The sequence below is a fragment of the Psychrobacter fozii genome (assembly GCF_003217155.1).
Lineage (GTDB): Bacteria > Pseudomonadota > Gammaproteobacteria > Pseudomonadales > Moraxellaceae > Psychrobacter > Psychrobacter fozii.
Genome location: NZ_QJSU01000011.1, coordinates 1 through 17,289, shown reverse-complemented (window position 1 = coordinate 17,289; position 17,289 = coordinate 1). Strand labels below are relative to the sequence as shown.

Below are 17,289 nucleotides of genomic sequence, written 5' to 3'. Positions count from 1 at the left end.
CTGTTCTTTAGCACATAAAAAAGCCACGCTATAATTAGCGTGGCTTTTTTTGGTTTTGTCAAATAACCATATAGCTTTTTGAAAGCTAGAATAACAACTTAAACGATAGGTGGTGGATTTGGCTTACCATTGTCACCATCCCAGTTTTCACGCGCTTTGTCATCTAAATCAGCAGGGGTTTTTGATTCCCACTTGCCATTCTCTTTCCAAGTTGCATCGCCCCAATCTTCGTCTTGTTCTTTTCTATCCAAATCTTTATAAGCTTGGCTTGGATCGATACCGCGGCGTTTCATATCTGCTACTTGCTCTTCTAATGTATGAAACTGTTCAGAGTCATGCATCGTTTTTTCTAAACCATCTAATTCATTTCTTAGTTCGTCACGTTTATCGTTACTCATTATATGCTCTCCTTAATGGGTCAATATCATTGTACGTTCTATACGTTTGTAATTTTAATATAAGCGATGTGTTCATCATAAACATCTAACCAGTCTTATTATCACCAGTCTTGAACGGATTCACAACCATTGGCTCGTATGCTTTGTATTACAAAACGTATTCGTAGAATCATATGTATTACTGACAATATCGAGCATGATGGATATTTTAAAATTGAGGAGATGTGAAAAGTACTAATAATAATTGCTACTAAAAAGGTATATTTATCATTGCGACTGAGAATCCGAGTTTTTCCACAGATTCTTTGCATAAAAGGTCAATTTCCAAAGCTCTTGTGAAGCTCGAGTACCGTAAGTGGTCAGCTGTATCCAGTTTGCACCAACCAGTTGACGCTGCAATTTATTTAAATCATCTTGAGAAATTTGGCAGCGCGAGACAGCATGAACATTGGGCATATCTTGTTTGACGTCTTGTTCGGCCTTTGATGCTATGAGGCGATTCATGGTGTTTTGCAAACCATAGCTAGAAAAGTTCGATGGGATTTTCATTAATGAGACCAGTATCTCCTCCCATGTCAACGCGAGCGGTCTGGTCACATCTGTTAAATTACCACCTTCATAAGCTTGGGCGCTATACTGAATCTCTATCGCTTCTGTCAATACAATTGGTTGGCTCACGCTATCCGCCGCAAAGGCTTCATCGACAGGACTGTCTTTCTTATCAGTTTTATTGGTAGATAGTATATCTGCAAATCTTTCAGCCACTGATTGGTTGCTGAACTTGATGGTTTCCTCATTAGCCCTTACCCAGCCGCCAGTCACCTTATGATCAACCATGATATTGTCGTAAGCTTTTGCGATCAGTTTTTCGATGTCAGCTTCTGTATCATAATAATATAGTTGATTGTCTTGCCTAGTCACCAACTTAATGAACTCTTGTAGTTGACGGCTAATGAGCGCATCTTGAGGATGGTTTTTGACTAACACAAATAAGGGTTTACTTTTGGCTTTAGCATTCAAATAGCTCAAATGCATTTGACTGACGCCTGTTCTTTGTACCGTACCGTAGCTGTCTCCAATGATCATCGCCACATAATCGCAGGAATCGATACATTGTCGACCATATAAAGAGGCTGTCGGTAATTGGCTCGACACATCATAGGTCAAAAATGCAAACGGCTGAAAAAATATCGCTAAGCTGTCTAAGACCAACAACTGGTCATTATCAGCGCATATGATATGAATATGGTAGCGACGGTTTGGCACAATCACCTCTAAAATCAGGTCATGATATAAAAGAATATGATATAAAAGAGAGCACAAATATCTTGTTTTGCACAGACTAGCACAGTCTTATAAAAATTGGGTTCAATTTATTTTAATGATATAAGTATGATTATGGGCTTTATATAAGCAGTATCAGTCGCCCTTACTTAGCATAATATTGTAATACGACTTCGCTGCCAAGCAACCGCGTAATCAAAACATCCAGTTTGTCATCATATTTAGTCGCATAAAAAACCAATGGCGACCGCAGATTAATATCTGAGCCACCAATGGCATCTAGAGCATTTGACTTACTCTCAGTTGACGCTGACAGCTGGTTTATGACCAATAGCTGTTTGACGCGCTCGGCTATTGCTTGTCCAGAGTCAACCACCTGCATCGATAACTGCTGCTGAGCAATCTCATCTAATAAGAATGCTTTAAAAAACGGATAATGCGTACAACCTAGCACCAACTGGTCAATACCATCATTTGCAAACACTTGTAGCTGCTGGCGCAAATTTAGCGCCGTTTCGCTATCCTCTGGCATCCCAGCCTCTACCCAAGGTACCAATTGCGGATCAAAATACTTGGTAACGATAGTATGGTTGGGTTTTGCGACGTTATTGATAACATCATTCAACAACGTACCATTCAAAGTCGCCTTGGTCGCTAATACTGCAACACGGCCACTTTTACTGGCGAGCACTGCTGGCTTCAAGGCAGGGACTAAACCAACGATAGGTAACTGTGGATAATAACGCCGTGCTGTCTCCAATGCATAAGCTGAGGCACTGTTGCACGCAATGACGATAAGCTTACAGCCTTGCTGATACAACCACTCTACTGCCGTCAACGTTAGCGCTTCGATATCTGCACTGTCACGATTACCATAAGGCACATTCAGCGTATCAGCATAATAAACATAACGCTCAGTAGGTAACTGCTTCGCTAAATGTAGATAGACAGACAGCCCCCCGAGACCAGAATCAAACAGTCCAATTGGCGCATTTCGACTTCTATTATGCACAGTAGTATTAATGCCAGTTTTAATAATAGTAGCATTAGATATACATTCAGAGCCGTTACTATTAAGGCCATCTGAGCGTACTTTGATTATATTCGGGGTATTACTTGCGGCAATATCCATGATTACGTTACTGCCATTTTTATACACATGTCGTCATCTTTATACTACTTATTCAATCGCGGATTGACTTAAATATGGTCATTCCACTATAAAAATATTACTGTGTTAACCTCGCTTGAAGTATTTAATATACATCTACACTCAGTTGCCTTGTACTACTTTTAAATTGAATCGACTATATCATACCGCTATCAGTGTTTTAGTTGGTAAAAATCATTCTATCTATTAAGTGTAGCGTAATTTACTAGTGTTGTTAATCGGCTGGCATCGATAATTGATATGAGCTGCCGCCACTTTGTAAGGTTAATATTACCTTACCATCTTGCTCTTTCAGTTCACCGATTTCTGTCAAATGATAGAAAGTGTTGCGACCGATCAGTGCGGTCAAACCATTTCTAACGGGCATATAAGGACGTATTTGCGTTTCGGGTATTTTGCCCTGATAACTTTCAGCCTCTACCTCTACATCAGCTGTTATACGGTCGATTGCATTATGACCTTTAGCATTATCACCTTTAGCATTATACGCCTTTAATATGATTTGATGCTCATCATCTAAACGCACCACATCACCTGTTGTGGTCGTAAACTCTAACCAACTTTTATTGCCCTCATTGACGATACCGACATCGTTGATTAGGAAGGGCGCATCTTCCACTTGAATGCGGATTTTTTGCACAGGAGTCTTCAAAAAGTACTCGGTGATGCCCTCATTTTCTTCTTTCCACAATATAGTCGCAAACAAGCTGACTAATGACTCTCTAGTCATTTCATCACCTTCATGCCACCACTCACCATTTGCCTTTATGACCAGATCCATATCAGCCACATTATCAGGATGCCAGTTCTCTAGTGGTGGTATTGCACGACCCTTGCGTGAGCCTGCACTAGACTTCAAATACAGGCTAAGCGCATCCATGTTATTTAGGTCGGGTGACACGTTATCAGGGACTTCAGCACCATTTTTACGATTACTAGCAGCACTATTATTATCATTATTCATTGTATAATCCTTTACCTAGTATTCAAAGTTTGGCAAATCTGTTATTACTATAAATTTTAGTTTCGGGTATGATGAGACCACGTCATCATAAACCACTCATTAACTCGATATTACCTTAACACCTATACTCATAAATGCGTATCGTGTTTATAGGACTTTTCTTTTATAATGAGTAACGATTTTTTATTTTTATTAAAACGATCAAGTGGCTATTGTGTTAATGACACATTTTACGTTATGTGTTGATATCTTTAAATAAATTGATCTCAATAGCAGCGTGATCAATTGATGCCGCAAAGACAGTTTTTATCGGGCAGCCATATGTCTGAGTAACGTTAGCGCCGCAACTCTATTATTCAATTGTTAAGCTAATGATGCCCTGAGATAAGCCACTAAAAGTTTAGGAGTAGGTATGCAAGAGCCAAACAATCAAGAAGCAATCATCGACGGTAATACTGTGAACACTGATAAGCCGGAAACAGCAAACCTGAACAAAGCAGAGCCAGAAGTTGCGACTCAAGAAGTGGCAGTTGAAGACGTCGCGGTGGAAGAGCAACTTGCTGAAGAAGTTATTATCGAAAAAGCACCAGAGCCAGTCGTAGAACCTGTAGCGGCAGAGCCTGAAATCGAACGTGAATCAATGGAGTTCGATGTCATCATCGTCGGTGGTGGACCTGCTGGTCTCTCTGCCGCTATTCGTCTACGTCAACTTGCTATTGCAGCTGGCAATGATGAATTTATGGTTTGTGTGGTCGAGAAAGGCTCTGAATTTGGTGCTCATACCTTATCTGGCGCGGTCATCGAACCACGTGCGTTGAACGAGCTAATTCCAGATTGGAAAGAAAAAGGCGCACCGCTTAACGTGCCAGCGACCGAAGATCGCTTCTACTATCTAAACTCAGCCACACGCTCTACTAAAGTGCCTGATTCTCTGATTCCAGGACCGATGCACAATGACGGCAACTATATTGTCTCCTTGGGTAATGTGGTTCGTTGGTTGGCCGTACAAGCAGAAGAGCTAGAAGTCATGATGTTCCCAGGCTTCCCTGCCGATGACATTTTATATAATGACGATGGCTCTGTACGCGGTGTCTTAACGGGTGATATGGGCGTGGCGGCTAATGGCGAAGCCAAGCCAAGCTTTGAGCCTGGTTACGAGCTGCTTGCCAAATATACTATCTTTGCTGAAGGTAGCCGCGGTCACCTAGGTAAACGCTTGATCAGCCGCTTTGATCTTGATAAAGACTCAGATCCTCAGCATTACGGTCTTGGCTTAAAAGAGCTGTGGGACGTTGTGCCTGAAAAACATGAGCAAGGCGTAGTGATGCATGGTCTTGGTTGGCCATTAACCGAAACGGGTTCTACTGGTGGCTGGTGGTTGTACTTTGATGAAAACAACCAAGTCAGCTTTGGTCTTGTCGCTGACTTGTCTTACCACAACCCATATATGTCGCCATTTGATGAGATGCAGCGTTTGAAAACGCATCCTGTCATTAAAAACGTACTGGAAGGCGGTAAACGCATCTCTTACGGTGCACGTGCATTGACCAAAGGTGGTCTAAATTCACTACCGAAATTCACCTTCCCAGGTGGTGTTTTGGTCGGTGATGATGCTGGCTTCTTGAACCCTGCCAAAATCAAAGGGACTCATACCTCGATGAAATCAGGTATGCTCGCAGCTGAAGCTATCTTTGAAGCCTTACAAGCTGACCGTCAGCATGACGAAGTCGTTGCTTATACAACCATGTATAAAGAGTCATGGTTATATCAAGATAACTATGAGTCACGTAACTTCTCGCCTGCGATACATCGCATGGGTCTGTTTATGGGCGGTGCTTTTACCTTTATTGAGCACAATCTATTAAAGGGTAAAATGCCATTTACCTTACATGACAATCTACATGACTATGATCAGCTTGAACGTGCTGCTCATGCTTATCAGCCAACTTACCTCAAGCCTGATGGCAAGCTGGTCTTTGATAAATTGTCGTCAGTGTTTATCTCTAATACCAACCATGCTGAAGATCAGCCTACGCATTTGAAACTGACCGATCCAACGGTTCCTGTCTCAATTAACTTACCTTTATATGCAGAGCCTGCGCGTTTATATTGCCCAGCCGGTGTTTATGAAGTGGTTAAAAATGCTGAAGGTGCTAAGTTTGTTATCAATGCACAAAACTGTGTACATTGCAAAACGTGCGATATCAAAGATCCTTCGCAAAACATCACTTGGGTAACGCCAGAAGGTGGCGGTGGCCCTAACTATCCAAACATGTAATCGATGATTGGAGTAGTTATTGCTCCAATATAGTCATTCCACTATAAAAATATTACAGCGTTAACCTCGCTTGAAGTATCACATATACATCTACATTCGGTTGCCTTGTACTACTTTTAAATTGAATCGACTATAGCGTAATAGCAGTTCAATAAAAAACCGCCCTTTCTATATACAGAAAGGGCGGTTTTTTGTACTTAAGGACTTCATTTAATCATCAAAATTAATCTGTCCATGCATCACGATTGGCTTCATCTTTCAGCTTCACGAAATCATCAGGGTTAAACTTGATTTGATCTCCTGTTTTGCCCTCTTTTATTTGACGTTCATAATCACGTAAAATTCTAAGCGCCACTGGAGATAGCATGACAATAGCCACCAAGTTAACCAATGCCATCAGACCCATTGATAAATCGGCGAAATTCCAAATAGCAGGTAAGCTAGCAACGGCACCAATGAACACCATACCCAATACCATGAAGCGGAAAACCATGATCATCACCTTGGCGTTTTTGGCACCAGAGATAAACTCAAGATTCGACTCACCATAGCTATAGTTGGCGATGATAGAAGTGAACGAAAAGAAGAAAATAGCGATGGCAACGAACACCACACCTAAGTCACCCACATACTGTGATAGTGCTAGCTGAGTCAGCTGAATACCTTCTTGTTCAACATTTGGATCGACCACACCAGATAATATGATAATCGACGCAGTTGCTGTACAGATGATGAGCGTATCCATGAATACACCTAGCATTTGCATGAAGCCTTGTACTGCGGGATGGTCAGGATGGCTTTTTGCAGTTGCTGCCGCATTAGGTGCTGAACCCATACCGGCTTCGTTAGAGAATAAGCCACGTTTGATACCATTAATCATTGCCTGAGCAATACCATAACCAATCACACCACCTGCTGCTTGCTCAAAACCAAATGCTGATTTTACAATCAAAGCAATCGCTGCTGGGAACTGGCTAAAGTTGGTAACGATAATATATAAGGCCAATAACACATACAAAATAGCCATGACTGGTACGATTTTACCCGCGATACGAGCAACCGAACGCAAGCCACCGAATACCACTGGCGCTACTAAGATTACTAGTATCAAGCCTGTCATCCACGTTGGAATACCGAAGGCTTCATGCGTTGCCTGTGCGATGGTATTTGACTGTACACCGTTGAACGCCAAACCAAAAGCCACCAATAGACATAATGAGAAAAATATAGCCAACCAGCGTTTACCCAGACCTTTTTCAATATAGTAAGCCGGTCCACCACGATAGACATTGTCATTGTGCGGTACTTTGTATGCTTGAGCGAGCGTTGACTCAATGAAGCTCGTCGACATACCGACGATTGCAGTCATCCACATCCAAAACACAGCACCTGGACCACCAAGATAAATCGCAATGGCTACCCCTGCTAAGTTACCTGTGCCGACGCGCGCTGCTAATGATGTCATCAATGCTTCAAACGAGCTAATACCGCCATCTTTACGCCCTTGATTGGAAACGCGTAATAGCTTCCACATATGGCCAAAATGACGAAACTGAATAAAGCGTGTAATAATGGTAAAGTAAAGACCTGCGCCAATCAGTACGAACACTAATAATCCATACCAAGGGTTACTGGCAATCAACCAATCATTGTTACCCCAAATAATGCTGACACCATAATTTACGATGCTATTAAACCAACCTGCTATTCCGTCATTCATACGGACTCCTCATTAACGATTAACACTTTATAGACTTTCTCTAAGAGTAGTACCGGTATCATATTTCGACCAATGCAGGACACTAAAGCATCTTGCTCAAAACATTCGATACCAAAATATCATGTGCATGATATAGACATTGAGTGATTAACGATTATCACATTTAGTTATTAATTCTGATAATATATTTATTAAATAAATGTTACTTACACTTGATATACTATAGAATGTATTGAGTAACAATTTAGCAGTATTTATTAAACTATTGTTGTATCATCCCTGCGATTTTAACTATTGAGAGGATATATACCAATATTAGATGCTATATAGATATCTTAAATGCACACTCAATTATTGCCATTACTTCTATTTAGTACGGGCAAAATGCATTTTAGACATTCATGTTGATGTAATATTTACTGGTCAACATGAATTTTTGGAACATTAAAAATGTTCAGGCCCTTGTCAGGAAGACAAGATTGCAAAAAAGACAGTGGATTGTCCTACTCCCTCCCTCTCTCTCTTCCTCGATAAGCCCTATTATTCCTATACAACATTTTTAATAAAAGTGACCGATGCAATACTGAAGCATTCATTTATCACTTTTGGCAATCAGCTTTCAGTAAAAATATGCTGTTACGTATTGCGTTTCCCACTGTTTGGCACAGTACGTATCTATTTTTTATGACCATTTAAGTAATAAAAAATAGCCAAAACCTTTCTCATGTTGTTGGTACTTTTTTAGTAACACTATTAAATAATTTTGGATTTGCAGTCTATCAAGCAAATTGTTGCCATAGATATAATATCGCGGTAATCGATAAATGTGAAACCATCACGATTTAGTAAAATTAGACCGACAATAACATTTTAGGTAAGACAAAAGGAGTTGTCCTATGGAGAACCACAGCGATTCATCTGGATATTGGAAAGCCAATATTCGTCTCATTCAAGGTTGCCTGGTCGTTTGGGTACTATGCTCGTACGGCTTTGGTATTTTGTTTCGTCCATTGTTAGCTGGTATCAAAATCGGTGGTACTGATCTGGGCTTTTGGTTTGCTCAGCAAGGATCTATTGGTATTTTTATCATCCTAATTTTCTTTTACGCTTGGCGTATGAATAAGTTAGATAAACAATATGGCGTAGACGAGGAATAGCCCCATGAGTCAATTTGTAATTAATCTTATTTTTGTGGGCCTATCTTTCGCACTATACTTCGGTATTGCGATTTGGGCTCGTGCTGGTTCAACCAGTGAATTTTATGTTGCTGGCGGTGGTGTCCATCCGGTTGTTAACGGTATGGCAACCGCTGCTGACTGGATGAGTGCGGCGTCATTTATCTCAATGGCAGGTCTGATTGCTGCTGGTGGTTATGGCGCTTCTACCTATTTGATGGGTTGGACCGGCGGTTACGTTCTACTAGCGATGCTTTTAGCACCTTACTTGCGTAAATTTGGTAAGTTCACGGTTCCGGACTTTATCGGCGATCGTTTTTACTCAAAAACGGCTGCTATGATTGCTGTGGTCTGTTTGATTACTGCATCGACCACTTACGTTATCGGTCAGATGACCGGTGCTGGTGTTGCATTCTCGCGCTTCTTAGAAGTTGAGAGCAGTACTGGTCTTGTTATCGCTGCTATTGTTGTCTTCTTTTATGCTGTACTTGGTGGTATGAAAGGGATTACCTATACGCAGGTTGCCCAGTATGTGGTTCTAATGATTGCCTATACTATCCCTGCCGTCTTTATTTCACTTGAGTTGACAGGTAACCCGATTCCAGGTTTAGGTTTGTTCTCAAACCATGTCGAATCAGGTGTGCCTATTTTGACCAAGCTGAATCAAGTCGTTACTGACTTAGGTTTTTCTTCGTATACTGCTGACGTACCTAACAAGCTCAACATGGTACTGTTTACCTTGACGCTTATGATCGGTACAGCAGGTCTACCACACGTTATCATTCGCTTTTTCACTGTACCTAAAGTCGCTGATGCTCGTTGGACTGCTGGTTGGACGTTAGTATTTATCTCACTATTGTACTTCACTGCTCCAGCAGTAGGTGCTATGGCGCGCTTAAACTTAGTAGATACTATCTATCCACAAGGTGTTGAAAACCAACCTATTCTTAATGATGATCGTCCTGATTGGATGAAAACTTGGGAAGAGACAGGTCTTATAAAGTATAACGATCTAAATAATGATGGTCGTATCCAATTATATAGCGACAGTGGACTTGGTGCCGCTCAGATCGCCCTTAATACTGCTCAAGCTGACGGTGGCGATGTTGCTGCAGCAACTGCAGCAGTAGAAACCGCTCGTATTGCACATGATGCAGAGCTTGATGGTCGTTTTGCTGACGCTGGATGGGCAGGTAACGAGCTTGATGTTAACGCTGATATCTTAGTTCTAGCGAATCCAGAGATTGCACAGCTTCCACCATGGGTTATTGGTCTTATCGCTGCAGGTGGTTTGGCAGCCGCACTATCAACAGCTGCAGGTCTACTGCTCGCAATTTCATCAGCCATCAGTCATGACTTAATCAAAGGTAACTTAAACCCAAATATTACTGATGCACAAGAGTTGAAGTATGCTCGTATCACTATGGGTGTGGCAATTGTAGTAGCGACTTACTTAGGTATGAATCCACCAGGGTTTGCCGCACAGGTCGTAGCACTGGCCTTCGGTATTGCTGCCTCTTCATTGTTCCCTGTATTGATGATGGGTATTTTCTCTAAACGCATCAACAATCTTGGTGCTATTGCAGGTATGTTGACTGGTTTAATAGTCGTTCTTGTCTATATCTTTATGTTCAAAGGTTGGTTCTTCATCAGCGGTACTGCTAACTTCCCTGATACTGAAGAGTACTGGTTATTTGGTATCTCACCATTATCATTTGGTGCAGTTGGTGCATTGCTTAACTTCATCGTAGCATTCGCTGTATCTTATGCTACTGCGCCACCACCAGCACATATCCAAGAGTTGGTTGAGAGCGTACGTTCTCCACGTGGCGCTGGCGGTGCAGTCGACCACTAAGCTCACAACTGAGGATATATCTTCTGTTACTATATATCACTCACAGGCAGTAATTGCTTGTGGGTGATTTTTTTATTCTATAGCTATAATAACTAGATTTTTAATTTATCCAATAGGTTCAATTAAACACATCTAACGCATTAAGGAATATTTTATGCTTTTTGAGTTTATCGCTACCATCGCTGCCGCATTTGGTATGGCTGGAATAGCACTTATCATAACTCACCTCAGCAAACTGGCAGGCAAACGCGCTCCTAAATGGCTGATTCCCTTATTTGCTGCTATTGGTATGTTTGCATTTCAAATAAACCAAGAGTACAGCTGGTATGGTCAACAAGTTGAAAAGCTACCAGAAGGCGTAGAAGTCGTCAAAACAGCAGAAAGCACGGAGTGGTTCCGTCCATGGTCTTACGCTAAGCCGCACATATTACGGTTTATCGCTGCAGATATTGGAAACGCTAGTGTACAAGTAGATAATCCAGATATACATTTATTCAATTTGTATTTATTTGAAAGACGAAGAAGTATAGAGAAAGTTCCTCAAGTTATCGATTGCAGTATTCCTGCACGTGCAGACTACGTTATACCTGAGAAAGGCAATACACTATCAATTGATGAACATGTAAAGCAAACGACCGCATGGCGAGATTTAGCCACAGATGATCCATTATTTATCAGCATTTGCACTGATAAACAAAGCTAACGAATTAAGACAGTAAATCCATTAGCAGTACATTTTTCAAAAAGATATACGATGATAAGGCGGTATTTTAGATGAATAAAAAATCTAGATTACCGCCTTATTTACTTTGCTTTTCATTGACGAGACCTTGGCGCATAAGTATGCTTAGAATTAGCTCCTAGCAGCAGCCCCGCACATAAACCACCGAAATGCGCGGCAAAGGAAATACCTTCTTGCGGCATCAAGCCCTCTTTGATAGTGAGCCAATACCCGGCCCCCATAACGATACAAGCCAATAGATAACCCCAGCGCCGTGCAAATACAGCCCCTCCTATCATGTAACCGAGCATCGCAAAACACAACCCTGAAGCTCCAATATGGATGGAAGATGGCGAACCGATAACCCAAGTGACTAACCCAGAAGCTACGACCAATTTAAGTATCGTTCGATAGGCGTTTTTTTCAAACAACCCGAATAAAAATAAAATTTGTAATAACGTTACCGTGTTGCCAAGTAAATGTGAATAACTACCATGCATCGTCCATGACGCAAAAACGCCTATCATGCTGCCCACATCTAGGGCACGTGGCACAATACCAAAAATATTCCACAGTCCAAATAATGCCACTTCATTCAGAAAAAACATTCCCCACATGGGTATTAGTACAAAAGCATATAAACCAAAAACTTGCTTGATTCGAGCTACGAACAAGGTAAATAATTGCCGCCAGTTCATATTATTTTTTATCCTTTGGGTTAATTGCTTCAAGCATTTCTTACGGATTTATAGCAAATAGTGGGTGCTCTACTGGTTTAAATGACAATAATGCAGCATCTTTATCAACCGTTAAATAGCTATCACCATGTAATAGTGACGTCGAGTGGTAAGGAACCAAAGCAGTAGGAATGAAGCTGCGTGCCGCATCGATATGTTTGATTGAGTCATCAAAAAAGATATGTGGTGCAAACGTTCTCAGGACTGCTGTTTTCTCCAACCCTCCTAAGAAGAACGCCATATCCACGTTTACGCCCCACTCTCGTAGCGTCTTAATAGCACGCAAATCAGCAGGTGCATTACGAGCAGTGACTAAAGCAATCTTTATTGGAGACAATTTCAGACCAGCTGGCAGACGCTCTTGCAGGCTCGATAGCTTGATTAACAGCTCAGCATAAGGCCCTTTTTCAATCGGCAAGTCACGCATCTGTGCTTCACGATCATGAAAAGCACGCAGACCTTTTTGTTTATAGAGCAACTCTCCTGAATCATCAAACAACACTGCATCGCCATCAAAGGCAATACGTAATTGCTCAGTATCTAATTCATAAGTATTAACAGGGGTCGCATCCAGTATCGCACAAGCACAAATATTGGCATCGGCAACTTGCTGCGCATCCTCACGATTGGTAGTCAGAAATAAATCGACATTGAAATCTTTTATGTAAGGCGCAACAAGGCTACCTGAAATAAATGCTGAGCGTGAAATATTAATACCATCTGCAAGAATGGCATTGAGTACCTGAATACCAGTGTCTGGACTACTTTTTGAGACAATGACCACTTCTACTAAAGGCGCATCGGTCTCTATATCTTGCATACTATTATTACAATAATGGTTGAGATTCAGCAATGCTTTGATTAGTGGATATCCAGCGCCAATATCTAAAGGATCATTTTCACGCTCGGTCATGTAGTCACGAAACTCTTTGATAGCGCTTATCGGGCGCTGCTCTAATAACTCTAATAAATAATTTTCTGATTCCGTTAAATCAAAAAGTGCGGTTGCAGAAATCGCAACTATAAGCGTGTTACTAAAATCAATTGCCATTATTTTCTCTACTTATCAAACTATTTATTCAGAAGTGCCATCCAGTTTACTACATTCACAAGCTCTTAGAATAATAAGAAAAATTATCTACCTATAGTCATTCCACTATAAAAGTATGACAGCGTTAACCTCGCTTGAAGTATCACCTATGACATCTACACTCATTTGCCTTGTACTACTTTCAAACTGAATCGACTATATAATCTACGCTAATAAAAAACTCACCTTCGAGCACTCAAAATTACCATTTATAAAGTGTCTCATAGTGTGACTTTATGGAGGATAAGTTAATAATAGAATAATGACGCCAACTTTTTCTTTGATCATAAAAAAACCATATTGCTATGAAAACAATATGGCTTTACTAGTGGAAACTTTAGATGAACTATAAGCTGTGATTTTTTAAACTTACTTTTACCAGTATAGCTTACGTTAGCAACACCAAAGATATCGCTGGGAAAGCAACCAAAATAACCAGTCGAATCAGATCAGAGACAATGAATGGCGCGACCCCGCGGAACATATCAGATAGCTTAATATGCGGTGCCATTGCCTTAATCACAAAGATATTCATCCCCATCGGTGGCGTAATCAGTCCAAGCTCTACTGTCAATACAGCGATGATACCAAACCACACTGGATCAAACCCTAACGCCACAATGATTGGATATACCACTGGAATAGTGATTACTAACATTGCTAAAGCATCCATGAACAACCCTAAGAGGAAGTACATGATTAAGATACAGATCAGTACAATCATTGGGCTGACATCTAACGTACCAATCCAAGTTGCTAGTGTATAGGACAAGCGTGATACAGAGATAAAGTAACCCAAAGCTTCTGCACCCAGTAGCATAAAAAACACCACTGCTGACAATGCGAGCGTCTCAATCAATGACTGCTTTAAACCATCTAAACGCATACCTTTGACAAAAGCATAAGCCCAAGAGACAAATGCCCCGACGGCTGCTCCTTCTGTTGGGGTAAATAACCCAAAGAAAATGCCAGCGATAATGACAATAAAAATAAAGCTAAATGGTATGAGTCCCGTTAGCGAGAGCAACTTGGCTTTTAACGAAGTAGGCTCACCGCGACGCGCTAAATGCGGCTTCCAGCGTACCATAACCATGACAGTGATTGAGTACATCACCATCCCTAACATACCAGGTAAAAAGCCAGCAATAAACATATCACCGACAGACTGCTGAGTTAGGATGGCATAGACCAGTAGCGCAATGCTGGGCGGGATCATAATACCTAACGTACCACCTGCTGCTAAAATGCCACAAGCAAAACCAGGTTGATAACCGTACTTTTCCATTTGTGGCAACGCAACTTTGGTCATGGTAGACGCGGTCGCCAATGATGACCCTGAGATTGAAGCAAAGATACCGGACGAGCCTATACCAGCAATACCCAGACTCCCCCTCACTCCACCAAATATTGTGCGAGTTGCATCAAACAACTTTCCTGCCATACCCGAATGAGAAGCAAAAACACCCATCAGTATGAATAAAGGAATGGCACTAAAATCATATTTTGCTAAAACATCAACTGGTAAATCCTTCAGCATCTGTACGGCACCAATCGGTGCTGTCACCGCACCGAAGCCAACCAAACCAACACCTAGCATAGCGAGCGCAACAGGAACACGCAGCATGACCATCGCAATCATGCACAACAAACCAATGGCGCCAATAATTTCTGGACTCATGCCCCTGTCTCCTCAGCATCAAAGAACTCGCCTGTTTTAAAGATATTAATGGATTCGATTAATGATCGAATGGCAAGTAGTATGCTTAAAAAGGCACTGATGGCGTAAATGGGCATCATAGATATTCGAAGATCTTGAGTGACTTTGCCATACTCTATCGCATCAAAAGCACTCTCATAAAGTCCCCATGTAAACACAATACCGATGATGAAGAAACCCATCATAAAAGTGCCCATCATGTAGCCTTTAACAGCTTTTGACATTTTTTGAGTGAAGACATCGACAATGATTTGTGAGCGTTCCACAAAAGCAGCAAAGGCAGCAAGCAAAGCAAATAACATGAAATACGACACAATTTCCACGCTACCTTTGACCGTAAATCCAAACTCACCACCAGTGAGCTTGAAAATATAACGAGCTGTTACATCTAGCATAGTTACAAGAACAAGAATAATAAGACTAACGCCACCGATGAACTGGCATAGCCTAGAAATAAAGGTGCTGATTTTGACTAAAAATGCCATGTGATACCTCCAATGAATTAAACCTTACAGGCTGCACTGGCGGCTTTTGCTTTTTCGTAGACACCATCAGCATCTAGACCCAAAGCTTTGACATCACTTAGATATTTTTGTGTTCCTTTTTCGAGCGGTCCTTTCCAGTCTGGATCATTTAGTGGATCAGGAATTTCGATGATTTCATCACCTTTGTCTTTAGCAGCTTGAATGGCCATCTGATCATGCTTATCGAATACTTCACCAACTTTGCTAGCAAGCGCCATTCCTGAGTTTTCATCCAAGACTTTCTTCAAATCATCAGGCAAAGTATCGTATTTGTCTTTATTCATAGTCACCATCAGCGCCGAACTATAAAAAGGAATATTGGTATGATATTTGGTAATCTCGTCAATCTTAAATGCCGTTACCGCTTCCCAAGGAAAACTCAACCCATCGACAACTCCGCGCTGTAACGAGGTATACATATCGTTCGCAGGTAAACCTACTGGTGAAGCACCAGCGCTTTCAATGATGTCACCTGCCACCGCAGAAGGACGGCGGATACGCATACCCTTCATGTCTGCAGGCGTTCGAATCAGCTTATCTGTTGTATGAAGCGCACCAGGGCCTCCACCATACATAAATAGCAAATGAGAGTCTTCATACTCACTGGCGAGCGTCCCATCATCATAAAGAGTCTGCAGCATACAGCCCATTTGGCTGGCTGAGTTTGACAATCCTGGGAGCTCAGTAATTTGAGTTAAAGGGAAACGACCATTGGTATAGCCGTGCGCTTGTGAACCAATATCTATCGTGCCTTTAGCAGCAGATTCATAGGTAACATCTGCTTTGGCAAGACCAGCAGAAGGATACAACTCTATTTTTAGACGACCATCAGAATCTGCCTCTATTTTTTTAGCCCAAGGTTCAAAGACCTCTGTGCTAATAGATGAGGTTGCGGGCCAAAAGTGTGAGAAGCGTAGTACAGTAGTTTCTTGAGAGGTGGCTGATGAGCCATCAGTTGTGTCAGCAGATTGGTTAGAACAGCCTAAAAGACTGGCAGCCGCTAAGGCACCAATTGAAAGAAGAGGAGCTAATTTCATTATCAATTCCTTTTGATAATTATAAGAGTAGGAGTAGAGCTTATATTTAGTACTTTAGATTAAAAAAATAACGAGTTATCCACAAAGTTAAAACGTTATTTATATAAACCTGTAATAAACACACCATTTAAAATTAACAGCTAAAATGATATAAGTCAAATCATTTTAGCTTATTAAAACCTGCAATATACTCAATAACCGTGCAAATATCTATGTAGGCTGAAATCTCTAAAAATAGGACGTATCTCCATGATAAAAATGAAATAAGCTATATTAGGGAGGGGAAAATATTACAACTAATATGGAGAAATTCATAAATTTTTTGACGAAATTTAGACGTTTGTAATATATTTAGAGGAATGTCTATTGAATTGAGGAAATAGCTTAAAAAGAAGCGTTATACAATATTTTTAGATATTTAATTACAGCAAGCCAAAAACTAATTATTTAAGAAAGCAGCTAGCTCCCCAAACTATAGGCAAAAGAAAACCCCCAACGCTCACGCGTTGGGGGTTTTCTAGGAATAGAGAGCTGACGATGACCTACTCTCACATGGACGAATCCACACTACCATTGGCGCAACGATGTTTCACTTCTGAGTTCGGGAAGGGATCAGGT

At 41.1% G+C, this 17,289-nt stretch carries 14 protein-coding genes and 1 rRNA gene; 4 read left to right on the top strand and 11 right to left on the bottom strand.

Translation table 11 applies throughout. The features are described from left to right. Positions 1-98: 98 nt before the first annotated feature. The 4 genes from DFP82_RS12950 to DFP82_RS12935 form a co-directional block, all read right to left on the bottom strand. Positions 99-398, bottom strand: coding sequence for a hypothetical protein (locus DFP82_RS12950; RefSeq protein ID WP_110924141.1), 300 nt, complete (start codon positions 396-398; stop codon positions 99-101). 267 nt (positions 399-665) lie between these two features. After that, positions 666-1,664, bottom strand: a complete 999-nt coding sequence (locus DFP82_RS12945; RefSeq protein ID WP_110924140.1) for a DUF4062 domain-containing protein — start codon at positions 1,662-1,664, stop codon at positions 666-668. A gap of 163 nt (positions 1,665-1,827) precedes the next feature. Beyond that, positions 1,828-2,814 carry a glutamate racemase gene (gene murI, locus DFP82_RS12940; protein ID WP_110924210.1) on the bottom strand — a complete coding sequence of 329 codons (987 nt, stop codon included), beginning with the start codon at positions 2,812-2,814 and terminating at the stop codon, positions 1,828-1,830. A 253-nt stretch (positions 2,815-3,067) separates the two neighbouring features. Then, the gene (locus DFP82_RS12935; RefSeq protein ID WP_110924139.1) at positions 3,068-3,817 is read right to left on the bottom strand and encodes a DUF1285 domain-containing protein; all 750 of its coding nucleotides are present in this window, start codon (positions 3,815-3,817) and stop codon (positions 3,068-3,070) included. Between the two features lie 640 nt (positions 3,818-4,457). On the opposite strand from DFP82_RS12935, the gene DFP82_RS12930 reads away from it, so the two are divergent. Continuing rightward, positions 4,458-6,095, top strand: a complete 1,638-nt coding sequence (locus DFP82_RS12930; RefSeq protein WP_110924209.1) for an electron transfer flavoprotein-ubiquinone oxidoreductase — start codon at positions 4,458-4,460, stop codon at positions 6,093-6,095. A 223-nt stretch (positions 6,096-6,318) separates the two neighbouring features. Here DFP82_RS12930 and DFP82_RS12925 read toward each other — a convergent pair whose 3' ends face one another. Continuing rightward, the gene (locus tag DFP82_RS12925) at positions 6,319-7,815 is read right to left on the bottom strand and encodes an alanine/glycine:cation symporter family protein (protein WP_110924138.1); all 1,497 of its coding nucleotides are present in this window, start codon (positions 7,813-7,815) and stop codon (positions 6,319-6,321) included. A gap of 896 nt (positions 7,816-8,711) precedes the next feature. Here DFP82_RS12925 and DFP82_RS12920 point away from each other — a divergent pair. From DFP82_RS12920 to DFP82_RS12910, 3 genes are all read left to right on the top strand, one after another. Next, positions 8,712-8,972, top strand: a complete 261-nt coding sequence (locus tag DFP82_RS12920; RefSeq protein ID WP_110924137.1) for a DUF4212 domain-containing protein — start codon at positions 8,712-8,714, stop codon at positions 8,970-8,972. A gap of 4 nt (positions 8,973-8,976) precedes the next feature. Further along, complete coding sequence (locus DFP82_RS12915) at positions 8,977-10,845, top strand: sodium:solute symporter family protein (protein ID WP_110924136.1); 1,869 nt, start codon at positions 8,977-8,979, stop codon at positions 10,843-10,845. 154 nt (positions 10,846-10,999) lie between these two features. After that, positions 11,000-11,548 (top strand): hypothetical protein, encoded by a 549-nt coding sequence (locus tag DFP82_RS12910; RefSeq protein WP_110924135.1) that lies wholly within the window; start codon positions 11,000-11,002, stop codon positions 11,546-11,548. A 113-nt stretch (positions 11,549-11,661) separates the two neighbouring features. Here the strand turns inward: DFP82_RS12910 and DFP82_RS12905 are convergent, their stop codons facing one another. The 6 genes from DFP82_RS12905 to rrf form a co-directional block, all read right to left on the bottom strand. Beyond that, on the bottom strand, positions 11,662-12,264 hold the full coding sequence (locus DFP82_RS12905; RefSeq protein WP_110924134.1) for a rhomboid family intramembrane serine protease: 603 nt from the start codon (positions 12,262-12,264) through the stop codon (positions 11,662-11,664). Positions 12,265-12,304: 40 nt separating this feature from the next. Continuing rightward, positions 12,305-13,354: a 5'-nucleotidase gene (locus DFP82_RS12900; protein WP_110924133.1), complete on the bottom strand. Its 1,050-nt coding sequence runs from the start codon at positions 13,352-13,354 to the stop codon at positions 12,305-12,307. Positions 13,355-13,781: 427 nt separating this feature from the next. Then, on the bottom strand, positions 13,782-15,071 hold the full coding sequence (locus DFP82_RS12895; RefSeq protein ID WP_110924132.1) for a TRAP transporter large permease: 1,290 nt from the start codon (positions 15,069-15,071) through the stop codon (positions 13,782-13,784). Beyond that, the gene (locus DFP82_RS12890; protein WP_110924131.1) at positions 15,068-15,595 is read right to left on the bottom strand and encodes a TRAP transporter small permease; all 528 of its coding nucleotides are present in this window, start codon (positions 15,593-15,595) and stop codon (positions 15,068-15,070) included. The genes DFP82_RS12895 and DFP82_RS12890 overlap by 4 nt, the downstream gene beginning before the upstream one ends. 17 nt (positions 15,596-15,612) lie before the next feature. Then, positions 15,613-16,671 carry a TRAP transporter substrate-binding protein gene (locus DFP82_RS12885; protein ID WP_110924130.1) on the bottom strand — a complete coding sequence of 353 codons (1,059 nt, stop codon included), beginning with the start codon at positions 16,669-16,671 and terminating at the stop codon, positions 15,613-15,615. A 529-nt stretch (positions 16,672-17,200) separates the two neighbouring features. Beyond that, positions 17,201-17,289: ribosomal RNA gene (gene rrf, locus DFP82_RS12880) — 5S ribosomal RNA — on the bottom strand; the annotation flags it as partial.

Bases quoted from the DNA above. Each gene is read 5' to 3' on its own strand.
- DFP82_RS12950 (WP_110924141.1), bottom strand. From the start codon at position 398: ATGAGTAACGATAAACGTGACGAACTAAGAAATGAATTAGATGGTTTA.
- murI (WP_110924210.1), bottom strand. From the start codon at position 2,814: ATGGATATTGCCGCAAGTAATACCCCGAATATAATCAAAGTACGCTCA.
- DFP82_RS12935 (WP_110924139.1), bottom strand. From the start codon at position 3,817: ATGAATAATGATAATAATAGTGCTGCTAGTAATCGTAAAAATGGTGCT.
- DFP82_RS12930 (WP_110924209.1), top strand. From the start codon at position 4,458: ATGGAGTTCGATGTCATCATCGTCGGTGGTGGACCTGCTGGTCTCTCT.
- DFP82_RS12925 (WP_110924138.1), bottom strand. From the start codon at position 7,815: ATGAATGACGGAATAGCAGGTTGGTTTAATAGCATCGTAAATTATGGT.
- DFP82_RS12920 (WP_110924137.1), top strand. From the start codon at position 8,712: ATGGAGAACCACAGCGATTCATCTGGATATTGGAAAGCCAATATTCGT.
- DFP82_RS12915 (WP_110924136.1), top strand. From the start codon at position 8,977: ATGAGTCAATTTGTAATTAATCTTATTTTTGTGGGCCTATCTTTCGCA.
- DFP82_RS12910 (WP_110924135.1), top strand. From the start codon at position 11,000: ATGCTTTTTGAGTTTATCGCTACCATCGCTGCCGCATTTGGTATGGCT.
- DFP82_RS12905 (WP_110924134.1), bottom strand. From the start codon at position 12,264: ATGAACTGGCGGCAATTATTTACCTTGTTCGTAGCTCGAATCAAGCAA.
- DFP82_RS12900 (WP_110924133.1), bottom strand. From the start codon at position 13,354: ATGGCAATTGATTTTAGTAACACGCTTATAGTTGCGATTTCTGCAACC.
- DFP82_RS12895 (WP_110924132.1), bottom strand. From the start codon at position 15,071: ATGAGTCCAGAAATTATTGGCGCCATTGGTTTGTTGTGCATGATTGCG.
- DFP82_RS12890 (WP_110924131.1), bottom strand. From the start codon at position 15,595: ATGGCATTTTTAGTCAAAATCAGCACCTTTATTTCTAGGCTATGCCAG.
- DFP82_RS12885 (WP_110924130.1), bottom strand. From the start codon at position 16,671: ATGAAATTAGCTCCTCTTCTTTCAATTGGTGCCTTAGCGGCTGCCAGT.